This window comes from Proteiniphilum sp. (assembly GCF_040307845.1).
In the GTDB taxonomy this organism is placed as follows: domain Bacteria; phylum Bacteroidota; class Bacteroidia; order Bacteroidales; family Dysgonomonadaceae; genus Proteiniphilum.
This window is the reverse complement of the sequence record NZ_JAWRIS010000041.1, coordinates 20801-40295: the sequence shown is the minus strand read 5'-3', so window position 1 is coordinate 40295 and position 19495 is coordinate 20801. Positions and strand designations below refer to the sequence as shown.

Sequence of the window (19495 nt, the reverse complement as noted above, 5' to 3'; positions counted from 1 at the left end):
ATTACAAATTTTCAATACTATACAAAGGGTGAAACACATTTATTTGTGATCCACCCTTTTCTTATTTGTTTCGTTTGGGAACAAACCCAAACTCTCAATTTCTAATTATGGTTGTTCTATAACCGGGAGCCACTCCCCCGTTATTTCGCGTAACTTACCGCACGGGTTTCACGGATGACCGTGATCTTCACCTGGCCGGGATAAGTCATTTCGGTTTGTATCTTGCGTGCGATTTCGGATGATAGTTTTTCGGTATCCTGATCATCGATCTTGTCTGCCCCCACAATCACCCTCAACTCACGTCCGGCCTGTATGGCATATGTCTTTATCACACCCGGATAAGAGAGCGCCAATTGCTCCAGATCGTTCAACCGTTTGATATAAGCCTCTACAATCTCGCGACGAGCGCCGGGACGTGCACCGGAGATAGCGTCGCACACCTGTACGATAGGTGCTAACAGGCTGGTCATCTCCACTTCATCATGGTGAGCGCCAATGGCATTGCAGATATCGGGTTTTTCCTTGAATTTCTCTGCCAACTTCATCCCCAGTACTGCGTGAGGCAATTCGGGTTCGTCGTCGGGTACTTTTCCTATATCATGCAGCAATCCGGCACGTTTTGCTTTCTTGGGATTCAAGCCTAACTCCGAAGCCATTATGGCACAAAGATTGGCCACCTCACGGGAGTGTTGCAACAGGTTCTGACCGTAAGAAGAACGATATTTCATCTTACCCACCATACGTACCAGTTCAGGATGCAAGCCGTGCACGCCCAGATCAATCACCGTACGTTTACCGGTCTCCACGATCTCGTCTTCAATCTGTTTCTTCACTTTCGACACCACCTCTTCAATTCGGGCCGGGTGAATACGTCCGTCGGCTACCAACTGGTGCAGCGACAGGCGCGCTATCTCTCGGCGGACGGGATCAAAACCGGAAAGGACAATGGCCTCAGGAGTATCGTCCACAACGATCTCCACACCTGTAGCTGCTTCCAAAGCACGGATATTACGGCCTTCACGACCGATGATGCGCCCTTTCACCTCGTCAGAGTCGATATGGAATACCGTAATTGAGTTTTCAATGGATGTTTCGGTCGCTACCCGTTGAATACTCTGGATAACAATGCGTTTAGCCTCTTTGTTGGCCGTCATTTTGGCCTCTTCCATGATTTCATTCACATAAGACTGGGCACCGGTCTTGGCTTCCTCTTTCAGAGATTCCACCAGCCGCTCTTTGGCCTCATCAGCAGAAAGTCCGGAAATAGTCTCCAGCTTTTCCACCGATTGCCTGTGGAGACGTTCCAACTCTGTTCCTTTCTTCTCAAGAAACTCCTGCTGGTTTGACAGGTTCTGTTTTGCCTCATCCACCTCGCTCATTCTCTTGTTCAGTTCTTCCTGTTTCTGATTGAGCGTCATCTCACGCTGTTTCAACCTGTTTTCAGTAATCTGAATTTTGGATGTACGTGCGTTCGCTTGCTTTTCAGCTTCTGTCTTCATCAGAAGCGTCTCTTCCTTTGCTTCCAGTAATATCTTTTTCTTTATTACTTCGGCATCTTTTTCCGCGTCACTCAGGATATTCTGAGCCCGCGAATTGGCCATCTTACCGGTCACGTACCAGGCTATAACAGCTCCGATCAGTAATCCGATAACACCTATCACTATTTCCATATTGTCTATTATTAAATTGATTATTAAAACCTTACCGGTCTTCTTTTATTCCATAAAAAAATCGCACTCAATTACACACATCTCCAACGATGCATATAAATGGTGCGTGCACACTATCCTATTGACTAGCAAGAGGATTAGTTATTTTTTAGATAATCATCCAATTCGCCGATTAACGAATCTATCTTATCTTCAAAGGGTTTCGTATTATTCTTATCTCCAAGAGAAAAATTTTCTGCCAATGCCTGAATGGCTGTCATCACCACAAAGTCCTGCGTTGTCATGTTGGAGTTTTCACCTCCATACACAACGCGATATTGGTTTATTTTATTATTAATCTTTTTGGCGGCATCACGGAAAGCCTGCTCATCCGACCGTTTAATTTTCAGTGGATATTTTCTGCCGGCAATCACTAATGTCAATAAAAATTTCTCGTCGCCCATCACATAAATTTTTCAGAAAACTATTTCAACAAATTTATGCACTTGTCTACTTCTCGCACCAGTTTCGACAGTTTCTCCCTGGCAGTGTCCACATCTACCGAAGCGGCAGTGATGGTTCTTGCAATCTTCAAACTATCATATTTTGCCTTCAACTGCTCTAACTCTTTTGCCGTCTCGTCCAAATGAATTCGTCCGGACCGGATTTCCGCCTTTAGCCGGGCATTCTCCTCCTTTAAAGAGTCACATAAAAACAATACCTGTTTTATTCGTACCTCCAGATCAACAAGCAGCTTATTATGTTCTTCAGCCATATGCAAACAAAAACTCACGCAAATATAAGCATTGAAATGGAGTTTAACAAATAATTATTCCTTATTTTGTATCTTTGGATATGAAATTGAGAATTAGGGATTGGGATAGAGGATATGAGGATAATGTGCTTCTTACGATAGGAAGATAGAAAGATAAAGGATAATGATAAAATGAGGAATATAACAATCAGCGGTCAAATTGCGGCTGTATGCCCGGAATTCCATATAACCGCCATCGCATGTGAAGTCAAGAATAGTCCTTATAATGCAGGGTTATGGGAGGAGATCGATACTTTTTACAGTCAGTTCGCCTCCACGTATAAAATGGAAGATATCAATCGGCGTCCGGTCATTTATGCCACACGGCAGGTATATAAAAAGTTAGGGAAAGATCCCAATCGCTACCGTCCTTCCTCAGAGGCGTTATGTCGTCGGATATTGAAAGGGCAGGAGCTTTATCAAATCGATACGCTGGTCGACCTGATCAATCTTGTCTCACTAAAAACCGGCTACTCTATCGGAGGCTTCGACGATGCGAAGATACAGGGTGATCTTGTTTTGGGCGTTGGTGAAGCGGGAGAAAAATTCGAAGGGATCGGAAGAGGATTCCTCAATATTGAAAGCTTACCTGTTTACCGTGATGAGATAGGCGGCATTGGTACTCCCACCAGCGATGAAGAACGCACGAAAATCACCTCCGGCACGACCCGCTTACTGATGATTATCAACGGCTATTCCGGGAAGGAAGGACTACAGGAAGCTGCCAATTATTCAGTGGAATTATTAAAGAAATATGCGGAAGCCCGGCACATAGAGACTAAATTACTAAGCGTAAGTTGCTCCATCACATTCTAATTAATCTTTTCCCAATTTCGTTTCTTTCCTTACATTAGGAGTGAACATTCGGCCTTAAAAACTGTTATAGTTTACAAATAAATTTCCCATCACCTCTATGAGACAAGCAGGTAAATTACTTTTCTTTTTATCCTTAATTATATTGGCATTTTCCGCTATCTGCTGTACACCCAGGCAGTCCCATGACAATGATCAACTCGAAACCACTCCTGATACAATTGAGGTAGAACCTCAGGAAGAAATCAAGAAAGAACTAACAGGCGAGGACATCCGGTTAGAGAAAAATATCCGGTACGACAAATACCTGCTCGACGATGAATACCCCTACAAAGACACTGTCCGCCATTTTCAATGGGAGAAAATCCGGGAGCAGATCGCCGTGGTTGAAAACGCGATGACCGAGGGAGCCAATTGGGGCGTTCTGAGCAATTACAAGAATATGAATAAAGAAGCACCTACCGTCGCTGATTTCGTGAGGAATGAATACAAAAGGGTCTCGGATCAATTCGGTGTGGAGCGCTATCAATCCGCCCCACTCTATTCCGCAGATGGTGATACCACATTACTCCGTTACGGAAGGGATGGATGGATTGTGAAATTGCCGGATAACGATACGACTGACATGGTGAAGGTACAAGGTGTGTCATTTGAGGGTGAATTTCTGGTACCTAAACGTTACATCATATCATGGGGTGATAGTGCACGGTTCGATAAAGTGGTGGCCGTAGATGTCACTAACCAGAATATCTCCACATTGGAAAAAACAGATGATACCTGGCAGATACTCAGTATGACTCATGCCACGACAGGTGTACATAATCCTCCCTACGCCCAGGAAACCCCCACCGGAATCTTCGCAGTACAGGAAAAGAAAGTGAAAATGTTCTATACGAAAGACGGATCCAGCGAATTAGCCGGTTTCGCACCCTATGCATCACGCTTTACCAACGGCGCTTATGTACATGGTGTTCCTACCCAATACCCCAATCAAGGCATTATCGAATCCAGTCCCACCCTGGGTACAATTCCCCGCTCCCACATGTGCGTAAGGAATGCATCATCCCATTCAAAGTTTGTCTTCGACTGGGCAACTGTTAAACAATCAGTTGTGATCGTGATTGATTAAGAAGAAAGATGTATATTTGGATACTATTTTATTATACTCATCGAGTATTTCCGTAATATACAATATGCGCAAAATAATTCTATGTCTCCTTATATTATTCTCTATCAGCGTTTTTGACCCTATGGGCGGGAAAGAGAAGGATATGGAAATTGAAAGTACAATGTCGCCTGAGGATGAGGGCCAACAGTTATTTGAACAGATGAATCTGGACGGATTAATACGTTTGGATGCGTTCAAATTGGCCTACTCGGGTTATAAGAAGTTAAATAAAAGCAATAATCCTTTGCTTACCCTGATCGATTTCAGCTTACCATCCAGCGAGAAAAGGATGTATGTGCTGGATCTGGCAAAAAGGGAAATCCTTTTTGTTTCGTATGTAGCCCATGGTCGAAACAGTGGGGAAAAATACGCCACATCATTTTCAAACCGCGACGGTTCACACCAGAGTTCATTGGGTTTTTACCGTACAACCGATACCTATAATGGTGGAAACGGTTATTCTCTTCGGTTGGACGGGCTGGAAAAAGGCATCAACGATAAAGCCTTGCAGCGAGCTATTGTCATTCACGGAGCCGACTATTGCAGCGAAAATGTGATAAGAGCTACCGGACGGCTCGGTCGGAGTTTCGGTTGTCCCGCCCTTCCCAGGGAACTGACAAAACCGGTCATCGACACCATAAAGGGAGGATCATTACTGTTCATTTACGCCGATCAACCGGATTATTTATCCTGCAGTAAAGTACTGACAAGCAGCATAACTGCGTATCCTTCCTAAAAGTTGAAATCCATGCATCCAATTGCTCACATATATCCTATCAAACTAACTCCACATACCTATACCGGCTTAACTTTTTTTTAATGAAAAATATTTACATATCTCGCAACAATGTTTTTCTTTTGAACTTAGTTAATTTATGTTTCACTTTAAAAATTTTGTAATCATGAAAAAAATTGTATTAGTTGGATTAGGTTTATTTATGTTGTCCGGTTTTTTGCCGGCAAAAGAAATGAAAGTGCAAACAACTGCAGAATGTTTTATAACATCATGCGGAACACTCACCTGCTACTTATTTCCAAGGGATTTAACTGTTAATGAACTACTTGTCGTATATGATCACCTTGAAGAAAATCACTGCGGATAAGTTAAAAGTATTACTTTTAGTCCTTGTGAGTGCGCCAATGCTGGCGCATTCACAAGAAATACTTGACCACGCTTACATCCGGGCAAACTATGAGTTTTCCTATAAAACCGATCCAAAACAAATAGAATATTCCAAGACCGATTTGATGTATTTGGATATTGGAAAGAAAGCTTCAAAATTCTATAGCAGAAACGAGCAAATCAGGGATTCAATTGGAGAAGAGGGCTTGCAAAAAGGATTGTCTGCTTTTGAAATAAATGAACTAAGACGAGGGTACCCAAGAGGTACCCGTTCAGTATATTACAATCTTCAGAACGAAAAAAAAAGAACGGAGACTTCTAATTTTGTTTTTTTATTCACCTATTATGATGAGACCATTAAAATTCCGCAATGGAAAATAGAAAATGACACAAAAATAATTTCGAGTTATAATTGCCAAAAAGCCACAGCGCACTATCTGGGCAGGGATTGGACGGTTTATTTCGCATTGGAAATTCCCATTAATCAAGGACCTTGGAAATTGTGGGGGTTACCGGGTTTAATTATACAAGCTTCGGACGAAAATAATTTTTTCAACTATACGTTGATCGGACTGAAAAGTTTAGAGGACAAAATCCCCATTGTTTTCGTTCATACAACGCATGATGGAAAGAACTATACTAAAAATGACAAAACCTCTTTTAGAAAAATTGAGAAACTATATCACGAAGACAATAATGAATTCATGGATGTGTATTTAGGAGTAAAAACCATATCAACATCCAGGGCTGATGGCTCAAAAATAGAAGGAAAATCTTCTATTCCCCATATCCCTTTAGAACCGTGGTAAATGTATTATAGAAGCAGGATTATGCACAAGAATAGAAGAGTCTCTTCAGACGAGCGAATCATCTAAAATCGTTTTTATTTTTTAACAATAATGCGGAATATAATCCTATTAAAATAATGTATCTTGCGATTGAATAAGATATAAACCTATACCTTTTATGAAGTCTAAAAATCTATATATAAAGTCTTGGCAGCTTTTATCAGTTATAGCCGTTTCTATACTTCCTGTTCATTCACAGGAAATAATAGACCATGCATATGTCCGGGCGAGTTATGATTTTTCCTATAAAACAAACCCGGCACAAACTGAATATGCTAAAACGGACTTGATGTATCTGGATATCGGGGAACGAGTTTCAAAATTTTACAGCCGATATGAGCAGACCCGTGACTCCATAAAGAAAGAGGGAATAGATAAATCTCTATCCGCCTATGAGATTGTTGATAATATGCAAAAATATGTAAAAGGCACAAAAACAGTTGTATATCATATAGTAGAGGATGATAAAATCTATGTTACAGATAACCTCATGAAATATTACACATATGAGGAACCTCGATCAATACCTATATGGAGAATAGATACTGAACAAAAAGAAATAGGCGGATATTTATGCCAAAAATCGACAGGAACCTATTTAGGTAGAGAATGGACGGCATTTTTCACTCCGGAAATACCTATCAGTTTTGGGCCCTGGAAATTATGGGGATTACCCGGATTAATTCTGGAAGCTGAGGACAAAGATGGTTTATTTCTCTTTCAACTCACCGGACTTGAACAACAAGAACACCCCATCCCAATTATATATACAGTAGAAACCGGCAGAGGTGAGAGCTTCAGTGAAGTAAGTAAAAAAGAATTTCAAAGATTAGAGAAATTATTTTATCAAGATGGATTGGAATACATCAGGATACATATTCATGTTGAAGGCGGTACAATCTATCAGACAGAAGAACAAAAAAGTCGATACCAAAAACTGAAGCAAAAAGGTGGTGTACCGTATATACCGTTGGAACCATGGTAAATTTTGAACATATCAGAAAATATCTTGTCTTATTTCTGTTTTCCGTCACAATCTTGCCTTTAAATGCCCAACGGAAACTTTCAGGAGTTATCACCGACAGCATTTCAGATAAACCCGTAGCGGATGTGTATGTGATGCTGATGAGTGAAGACAGAAGCAGTATCCTCTCTTACTCTTTTTCCACGGAGAAAGGTTTCTATACGATAGAAATTCCGGACGAGTATCAAATAGACTTTTTACTTACCACATCACGTTTGGGATATGCTCCCTGGCAAAAAAAAGTATCGCGCCAAACGCAAAAATTAGATATCAAACTTCAAGAAAGCAGTATACCGCTCAGGGAGGTCAAAATAACTTCACCCCCGATAAAGCAGCGGGGTGATACTATAGATTATTTTATATCAAGTTTCGTGCGCCCCCAGGACCGCACGCTTGCCGATGTACTTTCCCGGATGCCGGGGATAGAAGTGCAGAACGACGGCCGCGTACAATATGAAGGCAAACCCATCAACCGGTTTTACATCGAAAACATGAACCTGTTGGAACAGCGCTATTCCATTGCCACAAAAAACCTCTCACCCAACGATATCTCCACGGTACAGGTGTATGAAAACCACGAACCGGTGAAAATGCTCCGCGACCGCAGCGACTCGGAACAGGCCGCGCTCAATATCAAATTGAAGGAAGACGCAAAGGCAAAATGGCTGCACACGTTCGATTTCGGTATGGGTGGATTTCCGCTCCTGTACGATGCCAACACTTCACTCGCCCGGTTCGCCCGCAATAACCAATCCATGCTGATAGGAAAAGCCAACAACACCGGAAAAGATATTTTCATGGAATTAAAAATGCATACGTTAAAGCCGGGACAGATATTTCGTCCGGGGTTACCGGAAGGCATCCCCGACCAACTCTCCACTCTTTCCGGCACATCCTCGTTCTTCACACGCGACCGTGCCCGGTTTAACGAAAATACCATCACATCGCTCAATCAACTGTGGCGTGTGGCAGAAGAGAGCGACCTGCGCCTGAATATAAATTGGGGGTTTGAAAGGGAAAAACGGGAACTGGACATGGAGACTGAATACCGATTCGAAGATCAATCCTCCATCATATTAAAAGACCACACGGAACAAACGGTCAATTGGCATAAACTGGAGAATGAATTGGCTTTCACGGCAAATAAATCTTCTTACTACCTTGAAGAGAAGCTGAATGCGAACATTCACTGGAAAGAGTCATTGGCCAATATCAACACCAACGATCATACGATTAGGCAAAACGTGGATTTGCCGCGAATACACCTGAAGAACAGCACTTCGTTCTCGAAATTGATAAAAGATTTCTCAATAAGCGCGGGTAACAATACAGAGTTCACAAGACTTCCCCAATCCCTCACCCTGTCATCCCCTGAAGAACTCTCCCCGTTTCCCGGCAAGGTGGTGGATCAGTCTGTCAAATTCAATGATGGCTATAGTGATACCTATGCCACACTCAACTACAAGAAACGGAACCATTCTATCACCATCAAAACGGGTATGGAATGGGTGTGGCAGGAGATTGAATCGGTCCTGATGCCGTTACCTGAGATAGAAGACAACTTCCACAACAGTTTGACTTGGCGAACATCACGACTCTATGCGGAACCATCGTATCGGTTGAACTACCGGAAATGGACAATGACCTCATCAGCCTCCATCAATTATATGCGGACAAATTACTCAAAGAAAGAAGATGATTATCTTTACCTGAATCCTCAGTTTCGGATAATCTATGAACCAAACGCTAATATTAAATTGAACGCCGGATATGCCTATAACATCCGTTATGGCGATTTGAACCAGATGCAGACAGGTTATGTGCTGAAAAGATATAATCTTTTCTCCAAAGGGATCGAAGAGTTACAAAGGAACGCTATGGAAAGCCTGAACTGGGGCTTCTTCTACAAAAATATCGGTCATTTTTTCAACTTGCAGTATACAGGCGCCTATTCTTATTTGAAAAACAATCTCGTTCCCGCCAACTTTATCCAGGGATATCACAATTTTACCTGGTGGGAGTACAAGGACAAGCCCTCCTATTTCTGGATGAACAGGCTGGCTACAACCAAATTGTTTGTCGACATCTCACTGACGGCCGGCTTAAGCGTGCTATATAACCAAAACAGGTCAATCATGGAACAGCAGGGAGCGGCCATTCAATATGTCAACCACTCTTTTGCCCTGTCCCCCTCTCTAAGATGGAACGCCAAAAGCAATCTGAATTTCGACTATACAATGGATGCGTACATTTCGGGAGTGAGTATCAATAAAAAAACGGTGGAAAATTATATTCCAAGTATAAACCATCAATTATACGCCTTCTGGGGAGTAACCGATGAATTGTCATTCTCATCCACTATACAGCATTTTTACAATAAGGCGCCCAATTCTTCCGTGACAAATTTGTGGTTTGCCGATATGGGTTTGCAATATGCTTTCAACAAAATGACCGTTCGTCTGGACTGGACGAATATTTTCAATCAGCAAAAGCATGTTACAAGTAGTTACAATACTATTAACACCATCACACGCACAGATAAACTGCGCCCAAGTGAAGTACTTTTAAGTTTTAGGTTCAAACGGTAAGAAAAACACCGCAATATCAATATCAACTCACCGGAGCCTAATGGCAGAGACGTCCTAATAAGAGGTCGATCGTTTTCAACTTTTCTTCAGCAGGATCCTGAAAGTGGTGCCTTTCCCCGGCTCCGATCTCCTGACATGGATCCCGCCTTTGTGGTTTTCCTCTATGATCCTTTTCACAAGGGTCAACCCTAACCCCCACCCTCTTTCCTTGGTAGTGTAGCCGGGTGAAAAGATGGTCTTGAATTTTGATTTCGGCATCCCTTTGCCGGTATCGGAAATATCGAGATGGATCATTCTTCCTTTTTCGAAAATATCAAAAGTAATGCTTCCCCGCCCCTGCATCGCATCCACGCTGTTTTTCACAAGGTTCTCAATAACCCAGCCAAAGAGCGGCTCATTCAGGTGAATTTTTACAGGATATTCCGGAAATCGTGTTCGGAATAGCACTTCCCTCGACACCCGTTTTTCCAGATATTCCAGCGTATGCAGAATAACCTCCCTCAGGTCCACAGGTATCAAAGCGGGTGCAGAACCGATCTTTGAGAAACGTTCCGCAATCATTTGCAGACGGAAGATATCTTTATCGATCTCAACCAATAAGTGTTGATCTACCTCTTTCAGCTTCATATACTCCATCCACGCCATCAATGATGAGATGGGTGTACCCAACTGATGGGCGGTCTCTTTTGACAATCCCACCCAAACCTTGTTCCGCTCCGCCCTTTGAGAACGGTTCAGGGCAAAAAATGCCAGACCGACAAACAAGGTAATCACCAGCAACTGCAGATAGGGATAAAGTTGAAGCATTTTCAATGTTTTCGAATCATCATAATAGAGTAATTGGTTCATTTCATACAAGGCAATGGGATCATGTTTCTGCCCAAACTCTTCCTTTTTTGTTTGGAGATAAGATTCCACTTCCTTTTCGGGTAATCTGACATTGCGTGGCGTTAAATTCCCGGAATTTTTATCGTACAATATAATGGGAATAGTAGTATTACTCTCCAGGATACGCAATACCAATGACATGTCTATCTCTTCATCCATGGCCATCGATTCGGTTGCCATCGCCCAAATCTCCATCTTCCTGCGCTCCTCACCGGCCAACTCCTTTACCAGCTTATTCGACAACCCTAGCGACAGCAGGGCAACAATGATTGCCATGATTACAAAAAGATAAGTGAGTAGTTGTCGGGAATGCATGATAAGTGAAAATTAAGAACTAAAAGTGAAGGACTAAGGATGAGTGACGACAGAAAATTTACGTAGTAAAAATTTCAGCTCTTTTTTCGGGTAAATAACCGCTTCGGATACGCCATTCATGGGGATATAAATTATTAGCCCGGTTACCCAAATTTTTCACAAAGCCTAATGGTTCTCCCTTATACACAAGAATCAAATAGCCTTTGGGTGCATCCGTAAAGCTGACCGCTTCCCTCCGTAAATAGGAAATAGCCTCCTCATAGGTTACCTCATACATGGGAAATGCTCCGAAGTGAAGCTCCCTGCTCATCGCCAACGCATGGGATGGAATAAAATCCTTGCCTTTTTTCTCGCCAATCTCTATGCCCATTGATACTACTTTCAATTGCTCACCCAGTGCAACAAGGATCTCGGAATACTGTGCAGGGAGTGCTACAATGCGATTATCACTCTCTATAAAGTGAAAAGAATCGGGATGTGACAATAGAGGCACATAAGCCGTGCGATCCTTCACAAAAAAAGATGGTTTTCTTTTATTTTTTGCCCGGGACCGACTTAAAACCGTTTCTTTTGTTCCATATCCCGGTTTTCTCAGCAGGGTCACAAACAATCCCTCTCCCCGGGTTTTATGTGGAAAAAAACGATAGCCGTTTACCCGTTTGTCGAAGGATGAAGAGATCCCCCATCCTTTATCTATCTCCACATTTACAAATTCCGCGCCCAATTCGTCTGCAATCCAAATGGCATTTTCTTCATTTTCAGAGGTATTATAAGTACAGGTACTATATATAAGCAGCCCCCCCGGTTTCAGTGCCGGCCAAATATCCTTTAGAATATCCCTTTGTCGTACGGCACACATCTCCACATTTTGCCTCGACCATTCTTCCACCGCTATTTCATCTTTACGAAACATCCCTTCTCCCGAACAGGGAGCATCCACCAACACCAGGTCAAAAAGGTGGGGGAAGGCTGAGAAATCCTTTGCCCTATTATTCGTGACCATCACATTAGGATGACCGAATTTCGACATCGTCTCCGATAACACATGGGCGCGCTGACGAACCAGTTCATTGCTCACCAACAAGCTCCCTTCAGGAAGGGCGGAAAGCAGGGAGATCGATTTTCCACCTGGTGCGGCACACAAATCGAGGCACATTACAGGTTCGGTCACCAATTCTTTGACCACATATTCCACAAACATGGAAGAAGCTTCCTGCACATAATAATATCCGGCATGAAAAAGGGGGTCAAAGGTAAAAGCAGGCCGCTCTTCCAGATAAAAGCCCCACTGGGACCAGGGCACCCGCTTACAAGGGATTACCGGTTCCATCGGATTACGAACCACCTTAGAGGGATTCTGACGGAAACTGACCGAGGCATCACCGGACAGCACCGACAAAAATGATTCTGTTTCATTTCCGAGCAACGGATGGATGGAAGATATGAAATCTGCGTGGAGGTTCATTTATTTGCTTATCGAAAATGCTTGATGTATTTCCAGCTACAAAGATAACATCCCATACATTATTTACAAATTTGTGCTCTGCGCATTTAGCTATCAAAACTTGAAATATAGATGCAAAATACTGTTAAATTTAGCTGACTTGGTGTGATTTTTCGAAATTTGAAGTACTTTTACATGAAAAGTGCACGTACACAGTTTTAACACGACAATTAACACCAAATAATGTAATCGTATGAAACGAGCATGAACATCATTGCACCCAAGATGAAGATTATCGCGAGTTCCATACACCAAAATGAGAAATTAAAATAATCGTATGAAAAAAATTCTGATTCTTGGGGGATTATTGTTATCCCTTTCGATCGTCGCGCAAGAGCGTCCTGATCCCCAACCGGCGCCTGACACCTTCGAAAAATTCAACGTAGGTATGGCAGGTTACACGTTTGTCAATTTCGATCTCGACAAAACGTTGGAAACGCTGGAAAAATGCGATGTGAAATATCTTTGTATCAAAGATTTCCATCTTCCTCTCAAAAGTACCGACAAGGAAATAGCCGACTTCCATGCCAAACTGAAAAGCAAAGGAGTCACCGGTTATGCGGTAGGTCCTATCTACATGCGCTCCGAGAAAGAAATTGATGATGCTTTCGAGTATGCAAAAAGAGTGGGCGTGAAACTGATCGTGGGAGTCCCCAATTATGACCTCCTGCCTTATGTAGACAAGAAAGTAAAAGAATATGACTTTCATTATGCCATCCACCTGCATGGTCCGGATATGCCACTTTATCCCGATGCGGATGATGTATGGGAAAATGTGAAGGACCTGGATACCCGTATCGGCATGTGTCTCGATATCGGCCACGATACCCGTAACGGTAAAGATGCAGTAAAAGATCTGGAGAAATATCACACCCGCGTGTTCGACATTCATATCAAAGATGTGACCGGTGCAACCAAAGCCGGATATTCTGTGGAGATAGGACGTGGTATCATCGATATTCCGGCATTCGTAAAAATGCTTCGTCAGGTAGGATACGAAGGCGTATGTAGCCTGGAACACGAACGGAATATGAAAGATCCTTTTTCGGGTATCGCCGAATCCATCGGTTACTTCAGGGGCGTAATTGCAGCCACAAAGGAAAAATAATGTTACGCCTATTGCAAGAAAGATAACGAGGTTGCAGATATAAAAGTCTAAAGGGGATAGTCCAAATAAAAGGACTTCCCCTTTTTTAATTTCCATAGATAAACGTACCTTTGTTCTGCTTTTTTAAAAAGATAAAACAGATTTCAAATGATTGACATGGATTGTGGAAACGACAGTATGCGCTGGAAGGTAATTGAGCGCGAATATCTCCACAGGCGTCCCTGGCTGACTGTGCGCCGGGATTCATTACAAATGCCGGACGGTACCATTGTCCCTGAGTATTACGTACTGGAGTATCCCAACTGGGTGAATATCATCGCCATTACCAAAGAAAAAAAATTTATCCTGGTAAAACAATACAGGCCGGGGATCGAAAAGACCTGTCTCGAACTTTGTGCGGGAGTATGCGAAAAAGAGGATGTGTCTCCCCTTGCCTCGGCGCAACGCGAATTGATGGAGGAAACCGGTTACGGCGGCGGGACATGGAGCGAATTCATGTGTGTATCCCCCAATGCCAGTGCAACGAATAACTACTCTTACTGCTTTATTGCTGAGGATGTAGAGGAGATGGGAGATCAGCATTTGGACGAATCGGAAGAACTGACGGTACATCTCCTCTCTTTTGAGGAATTAAAGAAACTTCTCGAAAGCGGCAATATTCTCCAGGCTACTATGGCAGCCCCACTTTGGAAATATATGGCATTGTATGGCAAATAGGCGGCCTCTTTTCTCACCGCACGCCATGCATCAGCTTTTGCAGTTTTTTCGATAAGAGAAAGAGGATGAGAGAAGCTATGGCGGCCATCACCACAAACACCATAAAGAAATCAAACAGGGTGGCGATCTCAATGCCGAAAAGATGTTTCACTTTTCCCTCTTCGGGATAGAGTGAACTCAATGCTCCGGCCAGCTTATTGGCTGTAGCCATAGAAAGATACCACACCCCCATCAGCAGGGAAGCAAAGCGTATGGGTGACAACTTATTCACCATCGACAGTCCAATAGGGGAAAGACAAAGTTCGCCCATAGTATGGATAAAGTAAAGTCCTGCCAGCCACAGGATGCTCACCTTTACCCCCGGTTCCACGCCCTGCACACCAATGGCGATCAGGAGATAGCCCAATGACAACAACAGCAATCCGATGGCCTGTTTCACGGGCGAGGAAGGTTCCCGGTCTTTCGCTCCCAGGGCAAGCCACAGTTGCGCAAACAGCGGAGCCAAAAGAATCACGAATACGGCATTGAACGACTGGAACCAACTGGTGGGCATGGTCCATCCCATAATATTCCGGTTGGTCTGCTCTGCCGCAAAATAGGTCAATGATATGCCCGCCTGTTCAAAAGCGGACCAGAAGAAGATGACGAAAAAGGCAATGATATAGATCACCCAGATACGCTGGCGTTCAATTTTCGTCAGCGACTTGTCGGATATCACAAAAGCAGGGACAACCAATGTGGCGGTGAAGATAAAAGCTCCGATCAGGTCATCCTTGAACAGGTGCATAAACAGTGCGAACAAGCCGCCTGCAGCTACAAGCCATAATGCTATCTCCCTGAAGGTGTACTTCACGATCGGAGTGGGGATTGTATCATTCGCATCAATTTTAATCGTTGTATCCGTCGAGTCAATAGCATTAGGATCAGAGTTATCAGTTGTTTTGATTATGTCTGTATCCCTCTTTTTCTTTGCGGCAGCTTCAACCCCGATAGGATTGCCGGCAGGATCAACCAGATATTTGTCTTTCCGCAGCACATAAAGGATAAGGCAGACCACCGAGACGAACGCTGCCACGAGGAACCCCCATTTGAAGTCGGCAGGATTACCCGTATCACCCAGAAATCCGCAGATAAGGGGAGCAGCAAATGCTCCAAGGTTTACTCCCATATAAAAGATGGTATAAGCAGAATCTAGCCTCCTGTCACCCGGTTCATAGAGTTGCCCCACAAAAGTGGACACATTAGGTTTAAAGAAACCATTTCCGAAAATCAGGAAGCCCAACCCCGAATACATCAGCCATCGTGCCGGCTCCGGGTGTTGAAAATTGAGGGCGCTGAAAAACATCAGCAATTGTCCGATCACCATCAGGACAATACCCCAGAAGGTAGAACGGCGCATCCCCCAATATTTGTCGGCCACATAACCGCCAATCAGCGGCGTGAGGTAAACCAATCCGGTATAGTTACCATAGACAAGTGCTGAAAGCTCTTTATCCATCATCAACGCATTGATCATGTATAGCACGAATAGTGCGCGCATACCATAGTAACCGAAACGTTCCGCGATGGAAATAGAAAACACGAAATAAAGCCCTTTGGGATGTTTGGCCGTCGTTGTAGTCATAATTCTGAAAATGTATTGATTTGCAAAAGTACCATTTTGATCAGATTAATTCCACCTTCAACCAAACTATTTTTAAGATATATACCAAAAAGCATCTCTTCTTTACCCTATTTTCGTTATTTTTGCAATCAAACTTTATTTTCGCAATCAAAATGTCTACGAACAAGCAATGAAGAATCCGGCACTTTATTTAATTCCCGTCACGTTAGGTGATACGCCTGTCGAGAGGGTAATTCCGTCGTTTAACACAACAGTGGTATCCGGTCTGAAATATTTTATCGTGGAGAACGTTCGATCGGCACGTCGATTCCTGAAAAAATGTAATCCCGATATTGATATAGATAGCCTCACCTTTTACGAATTGAACAAGCATACCAACCCTAACCAAATTGCGGATTACTTACAGCCCATGAAATCGGGCGAAAGCATGGGGGTGATTTCCGAGGCCGGTTGTCCTGCCGTGGCCGATCCCGGCGCAGATGTAGTGGCAATAGCGCAAGAGGAAGGATATAAGGTTGTATCGCTGGTGGGACCCTCTTCCATTCTGATGGCCGTCATGGCTTCCGGGTTCAACGGACAGAGTTTTGCTTTCCACGGTTACCTTCCAATCGATGCAGGTGAACGGGCAAAAAAACTGAAACAATTGGAAGCAAGGGCTTACAACGAAGACCAGACCCAGGTTTTTATTGAAACGCCCTTTCGAAACCATAAACTTGCCGAAGATGTTTTACAGCACTGCAAACCCCAAACCCTGCTCTGTATTGCCATGAACATCTCCTGCGAGGACGAATCCATTGTAACAAGGAGTGTGAAGGCATGGAAGGGCAAACTGCCCGACATGCATAAGAAACCGACAGTTTTTTTGATTTATAGAGGAGGAAAATAAAAGAAAAAATCATATTCAGGGCACAGAAACAAGTAAAAAAGAATCACATAACTACATATGAGAGATAATTTTGTTTTATCAAGATTAGGAAAATCGGCCGGGTGATGCTATATTTGTAATCATATTTGGCAAAGATGTCTGACGAATTGATGAAGAATGAAAACGGTTAACGAATATATTACCCTACTTCGTTCATATACACGTATGAATGCAGAGAAATATGGCATTACATCAATAGGTATCTTCGGATCTGTATCAAGAGGTGAACAACGAGAAGGTAGTGATTTGGATATTTTCGTGGAACTTCACGAAGCTGATCCGGTAATTATGGCTTATATTCATGATGATCTGCAGGAAATTTGTAAATGTAATGTCGATTTGATACGCCTTAGAAAAGGATTAAATAAACACCTGCTTCAACGAATTGAAAAAGATGCAATATACGCATAATAAGGAAATTATCGAACGACTTCAACTGGTTTTAGAATCAATTTCTATTATACAGGAAAGGAACGAAGATATTGTTTCTATTGAAGATTATGCCTCTTCACCTTGGGGTATGACTATTTTAGATGCAACCCTCATGCGTATTCAATTTATAGGCGAAGCAATTTCATCAATAGATAGAAAAACAGATAAGCTTCTATTTTCAGAATATCCGGAAATTCCTTGGAAACAAATTTACAGTATGCGGAATTTTATTTCACACCAATATGCCGATATTGATCCGGAAATGGTTTTAGTAACATTGAAAAAACACCTCCCTCCTCTACAATTGACTATTGAAAAAATAATCAACGATTTGACCTCAGACGAAATCGTAAAATGATTACCATCACTATCATCATCCTGACAGTACTGCTATCCATGAGGGCTTTCAAAGACCACAACCTTATGGATAAACTGATGTTTGACCCACAAAAGGTTAAGGCAGGAGAATGGCACAGGCTTTTCACGTATGGGGGGATCCATGCCGACTACCCCCACCTTATTTTTAACATGTTTACCCTCTATTTTTTCGGGATGGAGGTGGAAAGGATATGCAAGTTGGCGCTCGGCAGCAACACTGGTTCCATCTGTTTTATTGTCCTATACATCTCTTCACTGGCAATATCCATCCTTCCAACCTATTTCAAACAGAAGAACAACCATGCTTACCGGGGTCTCGGTGCTTCCGGGGCAGTTTCGGCCATAGTTTTCGCCTATGTGTTGGTCAATCCGATGAATTTCATGGGAATCATGTTTATTCCGGTCATGCTCCCTGCCTTTCTCTTCGGCATCATTTTCCTGCTGGTCTCCTTTTATCTCGACAGGAAACAAACAGGACGTATCAACCACTCGGCGCATATCTCCGGTGGAATTTACGGTTTACTTTATATGACTGTCGTTTTTTTCACCCTGGAAAATATAAACCTCCCGACATTATTTTTGGAGCACATAAAGATAGATTCGATTTCCGACCTCTTTTATTTCGGTATGTAAATAGTTTCTTCATATTTTAAAAGTTTTCAGGAAAAAGCCCTTTGAGTTGAAAATAAGGCTTTTATTCACGATTAAGCCGACACAGGCGTTACTTTGATTTGTCCACCTATAGCTTTCAATACTTTCATAATGGTTTCAAACTGCGGTTTTGCTCCGTCTGATAATGCTTTGTACAGACTTGTTCGGCTCATTCCTGTCTGTTCGGCTATTTTGGTCATTCCGACAGCTTTGGCAATATGCCCGATTGCGGTAATTATATCTACATCGTTGCCCTCTTCCAAAACGGCATTAAGATATTCAGCAATCATTTCGTTGCTGTCTAAATAGTCTGCGATGTCAAATTTTGAAGTTTCCATTTTTCTTATTTTCTTAATTTTTTCCAAATCTCTTTTGCTTTTTCGATGTCTTGCTGTTGCGTGGATGTATCTCCACCAATAAGTAAAAGGATTATTTTTCCGTCCTGCTCTCTGAAATAAACCCGATACCCTTTTGCATAGTTTATCCTCAATTCGCTAATACCCTCTCCCACAGGTTTACAATCGCCAAAATGTTCATAATTCTCTATCTCTTATATTCTGAAAATGATTTTGGCTTTGGCTCTTAAATCGTTCAGCTTTCTAAACCACTTGTCAAATTCCGTTGTTTTTTCAATAAAGTACATTTGCTAAATATGTATCCGATTGGATACAAAATTACAAAATAATTTTAATTCAAACACGATGCAACGTTTTTTTCATTTTTTCATCTTTATAAGTAGAAGGAAAGAAATTGGCGAAAAAGATCATAGAAGAGAGCGGATATGTACCGAGATAAGCTAAGGCCTCTAGTCCGAAGCTCGATAAAAATTAAAATATCTATGGTAACCCAAATTATGTAATTCATAAAGTCTATTTACAGATTTACATAAAGAATCACCATTTTCTATGCAAAACATAAAACCAGTT

At 42.5% G+C, this 19495-nt stretch carries 21 protein-coding genes; 13 read left to right on the top strand and 8 right to left on the bottom strand.

Features of this window, described 5'->3' with window-relative positions; all coding sequences use genetic code 11:
• Window positions 1-140 precede the first annotated feature (140 nt).
• The 3 genes from rny to ABV001_RS10635 all read right to left on the bottom strand — a co-directional run bounded on the left by rny (window position 141) and on the right by ABV001_RS10635 (window position 2424).
• On the bottom strand, window positions 141-1670 hold the full coding sequence (rny, locus tag ABV001_RS10645) for a ribonuclease Y (RefSeq protein ID WP_352422781.1): 1530 nt from the start codon (window positions 1668-1670) through the stop codon (window positions 141-143).
• A gap of 137 nt (window positions 1671-1807) precedes the next feature.
• Window positions 1808-2113, bottom strand: a complete 306-nt coding sequence (locus tag ABV001_RS10640; protein ID WP_323424400.1) for a cell division protein ZapA — start codon at window positions 2111-2113, stop codon at window positions 1808-1810.
• Between the two features lie 20 nt (window positions 2114-2133).
• Window positions 2134-2424 carry a coiled-coil domain-containing protein gene (locus ABV001_RS10635; RefSeq protein WP_352422780.1) on the bottom strand — a complete coding sequence of 97 codons (291 nt, stop codon included), beginning with the start codon at window positions 2422-2424 and terminating at the stop codon, window positions 2134-2136.
• Window positions 2425-2595: 171 nt separating this feature from the next.
• On the opposite strand from ABV001_RS10635, the gene ABV001_RS10630 reads away from it, so the two are divergent.
• From ABV001_RS10630 to ABV001_RS10600, 7 genes are all read left to right on the top strand, one after another.
• Entirely contained in the window at window positions 2596-3279 is a 684-nt protein-coding gene (locus ABV001_RS10630) for a B3/B4 domain-containing protein (RefSeq protein ID WP_352422779.1), read from the top strand.
• A gap of 97 nt (window positions 3280-3376) precedes the next feature.
• Window positions 3377-4405, top strand: a complete 1029-nt coding sequence (locus tag ABV001_RS10625) for a L,D-transpeptidase (RefSeq protein ID WP_352422778.1) — start codon at window positions 3377-3379, stop codon at window positions 4403-4405.
• 64 nt (window positions 4406-4469) lie between these two features.
• A complete protein-coding gene (locus tag ABV001_RS10620) occupies window positions 4470-5180 on the top strand; it encodes a murein L,D-transpeptidase catalytic domain family protein (protein WP_352422777.1) in 711 nt (236 codons plus the stop codon).
• Between the two features lie 166 nt (window positions 5181-5346).
• Window positions 5347-5547 (top strand): hypothetical protein, encoded by a 201-nt coding sequence (locus tag ABV001_RS10615; protein WP_352422776.1) that lies wholly within the window; start codon window positions 5347-5349, stop codon window positions 5545-5547.
• Entirely contained in the window at window positions 5516-6376 is an 861-nt protein-coding gene (locus ABV001_RS10610; RefSeq protein WP_352422775.1) for a GLPGLI family protein, read from the top strand. The genes ABV001_RS10615 and ABV001_RS10610 overlap by 32 nt, the downstream gene beginning before the upstream one ends.
• 157 nt (window positions 6377-6533) lie before the next feature.
• The gene (locus ABV001_RS10605; protein ID WP_352422774.1) at window positions 6534-7400 is read left to right on the top strand and encodes a GLPGLI family protein; all 867 of its coding nucleotides are present in this window, start codon (window positions 6534-6536) and stop codon (window positions 7398-7400) included.
• The gene (locus ABV001_RS10600) at window positions 7394-10027 is read left to right on the top strand and encodes a hypothetical protein (protein ID WP_352422773.1); all 2634 of its coding nucleotides are present in this window, start codon (window positions 7394-7396) and stop codon (window positions 10025-10027) included. The genes ABV001_RS10605 and ABV001_RS10600 overlap by 7 nt, the downstream gene beginning before the upstream one ends.
• A 75-nt stretch (window positions 10028-10102) precedes the next feature.
• Here the strand turns inward: ABV001_RS10600 and ABV001_RS10595 are convergent, their stop codons facing one another.
• Both ABV001_RS10595 and ABV001_RS10590 read right to left on the bottom strand, forming a co-directional pair.
• Window positions 10103-11191, bottom strand: coding sequence for a sensor histidine kinase (locus tag ABV001_RS10595; RefSeq protein ID WP_352422772.1), 1089 nt, complete (start codon window positions 11189-11191; stop codon window positions 10103-10105).
• Window positions 11192-11288: 97 nt separating this feature from the next.
• Window positions 11289-12695, bottom strand: a complete 1407-nt coding sequence (locus ABV001_RS10590; RefSeq protein WP_352422771.1) for a methyltransferase RsmF C-terminal domain-like protein — start codon at window positions 12693-12695, stop codon at window positions 11289-11291.
• A gap of 316 nt (window positions 12696-13011) precedes the next feature.
• Between ABV001_RS10590 and ABV001_RS10585 the strand changes: the two genes are divergently transcribed.
• Together ABV001_RS10585 and ABV001_RS10580 are read left to right on the top strand one after the other, a co-directional pair.
• Window positions 13012-13842 (top strand): sugar phosphate isomerase/epimerase family protein, encoded by an 831-nt coding sequence (locus tag ABV001_RS10585; RefSeq protein ID WP_352422770.1) that lies wholly within the window; start codon window positions 13012-13014, stop codon window positions 13840-13842.
• A 156-nt stretch (window positions 13843-13998) separates the two neighbouring features.
• On the top strand, window positions 13999-14559 hold the full coding sequence (locus ABV001_RS10580) for an NUDIX hydrolase (protein WP_352422855.1): 561 nt from the start codon (window positions 13999-14001) through the stop codon (window positions 14557-14559).
• Window positions 14560-14572: 13 nt separating this feature from the next.
• Here the strand turns inward: ABV001_RS10580 and ABV001_RS10575 are convergent, their stop codons facing one another.
• A complete protein-coding gene (locus tag ABV001_RS10575) occupies window positions 14573-16183 on the bottom strand; it encodes a peptide MFS transporter (RefSeq protein ID WP_352422769.1) in 1611 nt (536 codons plus the stop codon).
• A 169-nt stretch (window positions 16184-16352) separates the two neighbouring features.
• Between ABV001_RS10575 and ABV001_RS10570 the strand changes: the two genes are divergently transcribed.
• The 4 genes from ABV001_RS10570 to ABV001_RS10555 all read left to right on the top strand — a co-directional run bounded on the left by ABV001_RS10570 (window position 16353) and on the right by ABV001_RS10555 (window position 18551).
• Window positions 16353-17069, top strand: coding sequence for an SAM-dependent methyltransferase (locus tag ABV001_RS10570; RefSeq protein WP_352422768.1), 717 nt, complete (start codon window positions 16353-16355; stop codon window positions 17067-17069).
• Between the two features lie 156 nt (window positions 17070-17225).
• Window positions 17226-17519 (top strand): nucleotidyltransferase family protein, encoded by a 294-nt coding sequence (locus tag ABV001_RS10565; RefSeq protein WP_352422767.1) that lies wholly within the window; start codon window positions 17226-17228, stop codon window positions 17517-17519.
• Window positions 17503-17898 (top strand): HepT-like ribonuclease domain-containing protein, encoded by a 396-nt coding sequence (locus ABV001_RS10560; RefSeq protein ID WP_352422766.1) that lies wholly within the window; start codon window positions 17503-17505, stop codon window positions 17896-17898. Before ABV001_RS10565 ends, ABV001_RS10560 begins: the two co-directional genes overlap by 17 nt.
• Entirely contained in the window at window positions 17895-18551 is a 657-nt protein-coding gene (locus ABV001_RS10555) for a rhomboid family intramembrane serine protease (protein WP_352422765.1), read from the top strand. Before ABV001_RS10560 ends, ABV001_RS10555 begins: the two co-directional genes overlap by 4 nt.
• Window positions 18552-18622: 71 nt before the next feature.
• On the opposite strand, the gene ABV001_RS10550 is transcribed toward ABV001_RS10555, so the two are convergent.
• Together ABV001_RS10550 and ABV001_RS10545 are read right to left on the bottom strand one after the other, a co-directional pair.
• A complete protein-coding gene (locus ABV001_RS10550) occupies window positions 18623-18934 on the bottom strand; it encodes an addiction module antidote protein (RefSeq protein ID WP_352422764.1) in 312 nt (103 codons plus the stop codon).
• On the bottom strand, window positions 18913-19080 hold the full coding sequence (locus ABV001_RS10545) for a type II toxin-antitoxin system RelE/ParE family toxin (RefSeq protein WP_352422763.1): 168 nt from the start codon (window positions 19078-19080) through the stop codon (window positions 18913-18915). Before ABV001_RS10545 ends, ABV001_RS10550 begins: the two co-directional genes overlap by 22 nt.
• Window positions 19081-19495 lie beyond the last annotated feature (415 nt).

What these genes read in the sequence shown, in the direction of transcription:
- rny (WP_352422781.1), bottom strand. Translation starts at nt 1,670, where the DNA reads ATGGAAATAGTGATAGGTGTTATCGGATTACTGATCGGAGCTGTTATA.
- ABV001_RS10640 (WP_323424400.1), bottom strand. Translation starts at nt 2,113, where the DNA reads ATGGGCGACGAGAAATTTTTATTGACATTAGTGATTGCCGGCAGAAAA.
- ABV001_RS10635 (WP_352422780.1), bottom strand. Translation starts at nt 2,424, where the DNA reads ATGGCTGAAGAACATAATAAGCTGCTTGTTGATCTGGAGGTACGAATA.
- ABV001_RS10630 (WP_352422779.1), top strand. Translation starts at nt 2,596, where the DNA reads ATGAGGAATATAACAATCAGCGGTCAAATTGCGGCTGTATGCCCGGAA.
- ABV001_RS10625 (WP_352422778.1), top strand. Translation starts at nt 3,377, where the DNA reads ATGAGACAAGCAGGTAAATTACTTTTCTTTTTATCCTTAATTATATTG.
- ABV001_RS10620 (WP_352422777.1), top strand. Translation starts at nt 4,470, where the DNA reads ATGCGCAAAATAATTCTATGTCTCCTTATATTATTCTCTATCAGCGTT.
- ABV001_RS10615 (WP_352422776.1), top strand. Translation starts at nt 5,347, where the DNA reads ATGAAAAAAATTGTATTAGTTGGATTAGGTTTATTTATGTTGTCCGGT.
- ABV001_RS10610 (WP_352422775.1), top strand. Translation starts at nt 5,516, where the DNA reads ATGATCACCTTGAAGAAAATCACTGCGGATAAGTTAAAAGTATTACTT.
- ABV001_RS10605 (WP_352422774.1), top strand. Translation starts at nt 6,534, where the DNA reads ATGAAGTCTAAAAATCTATATATAAAGTCTTGGCAGCTTTTATCAGTT.
- ABV001_RS10600 (WP_352422773.1), top strand. Translation starts at nt 7,394, where the DNA reads ATGGTAAATTTTGAACATATCAGAAAATATCTTGTCTTATTTCTGTTT.
- ABV001_RS10595 (WP_352422772.1), bottom strand. Translation starts at nt 11,191, where the DNA reads ATGGCAATCATTGTTGCCCTGCTGTCGCTAGGGTTGTCGAATAAGCTG.
- ABV001_RS10590 (WP_352422771.1), bottom strand. Translation starts at nt 12,695, where the DNA reads ATGAACCTCCACGCAGATTTCATATCTTCCATCCATCCGTTGCTCGGA.
- ABV001_RS10585 (WP_352422770.1), top strand. Translation starts at nt 13,012, where the DNA reads ATGAAAAAAATTCTGATTCTTGGGGGATTATTGTTATCCCTTTCGATC.
- ABV001_RS10580 (WP_352422855.1), top strand. Translation starts at nt 13,999, where the DNA reads ATGGATTGTGGAAACGACAGTATGCGCTGGAAGGTAATTGAGCGCGAA.
- ABV001_RS10575 (WP_352422769.1), bottom strand. Translation starts at nt 16,183, where the DNA reads ATGACTACAACGACGGCCAAACATCCCAAAGGGCTTTATTTCGTGTTT.
- ABV001_RS10570 (WP_352422768.1), top strand. Translation starts at nt 16,353, where the DNA reads ATGAAGAATCCGGCACTTTATTTAATTCCCGTCACGTTAGGTGATACG.
- ABV001_RS10565 (WP_352422767.1), top strand. Translation starts at nt 17,226, where the DNA reads ATGAAAACGGTTAACGAATATATTACCCTACTTCGTTCATATACACGT.
- ABV001_RS10560 (WP_352422766.1), top strand. Translation starts at nt 17,503, where the DNA reads ATGCAATATACGCATAATAAGGAAATTATCGAACGACTTCAACTGGTT.
- ABV001_RS10555 (WP_352422765.1), top strand. Translation starts at nt 17,895, where the DNA reads ATGATTACCATCACTATCATCATCCTGACAGTACTGCTATCCATGAGG.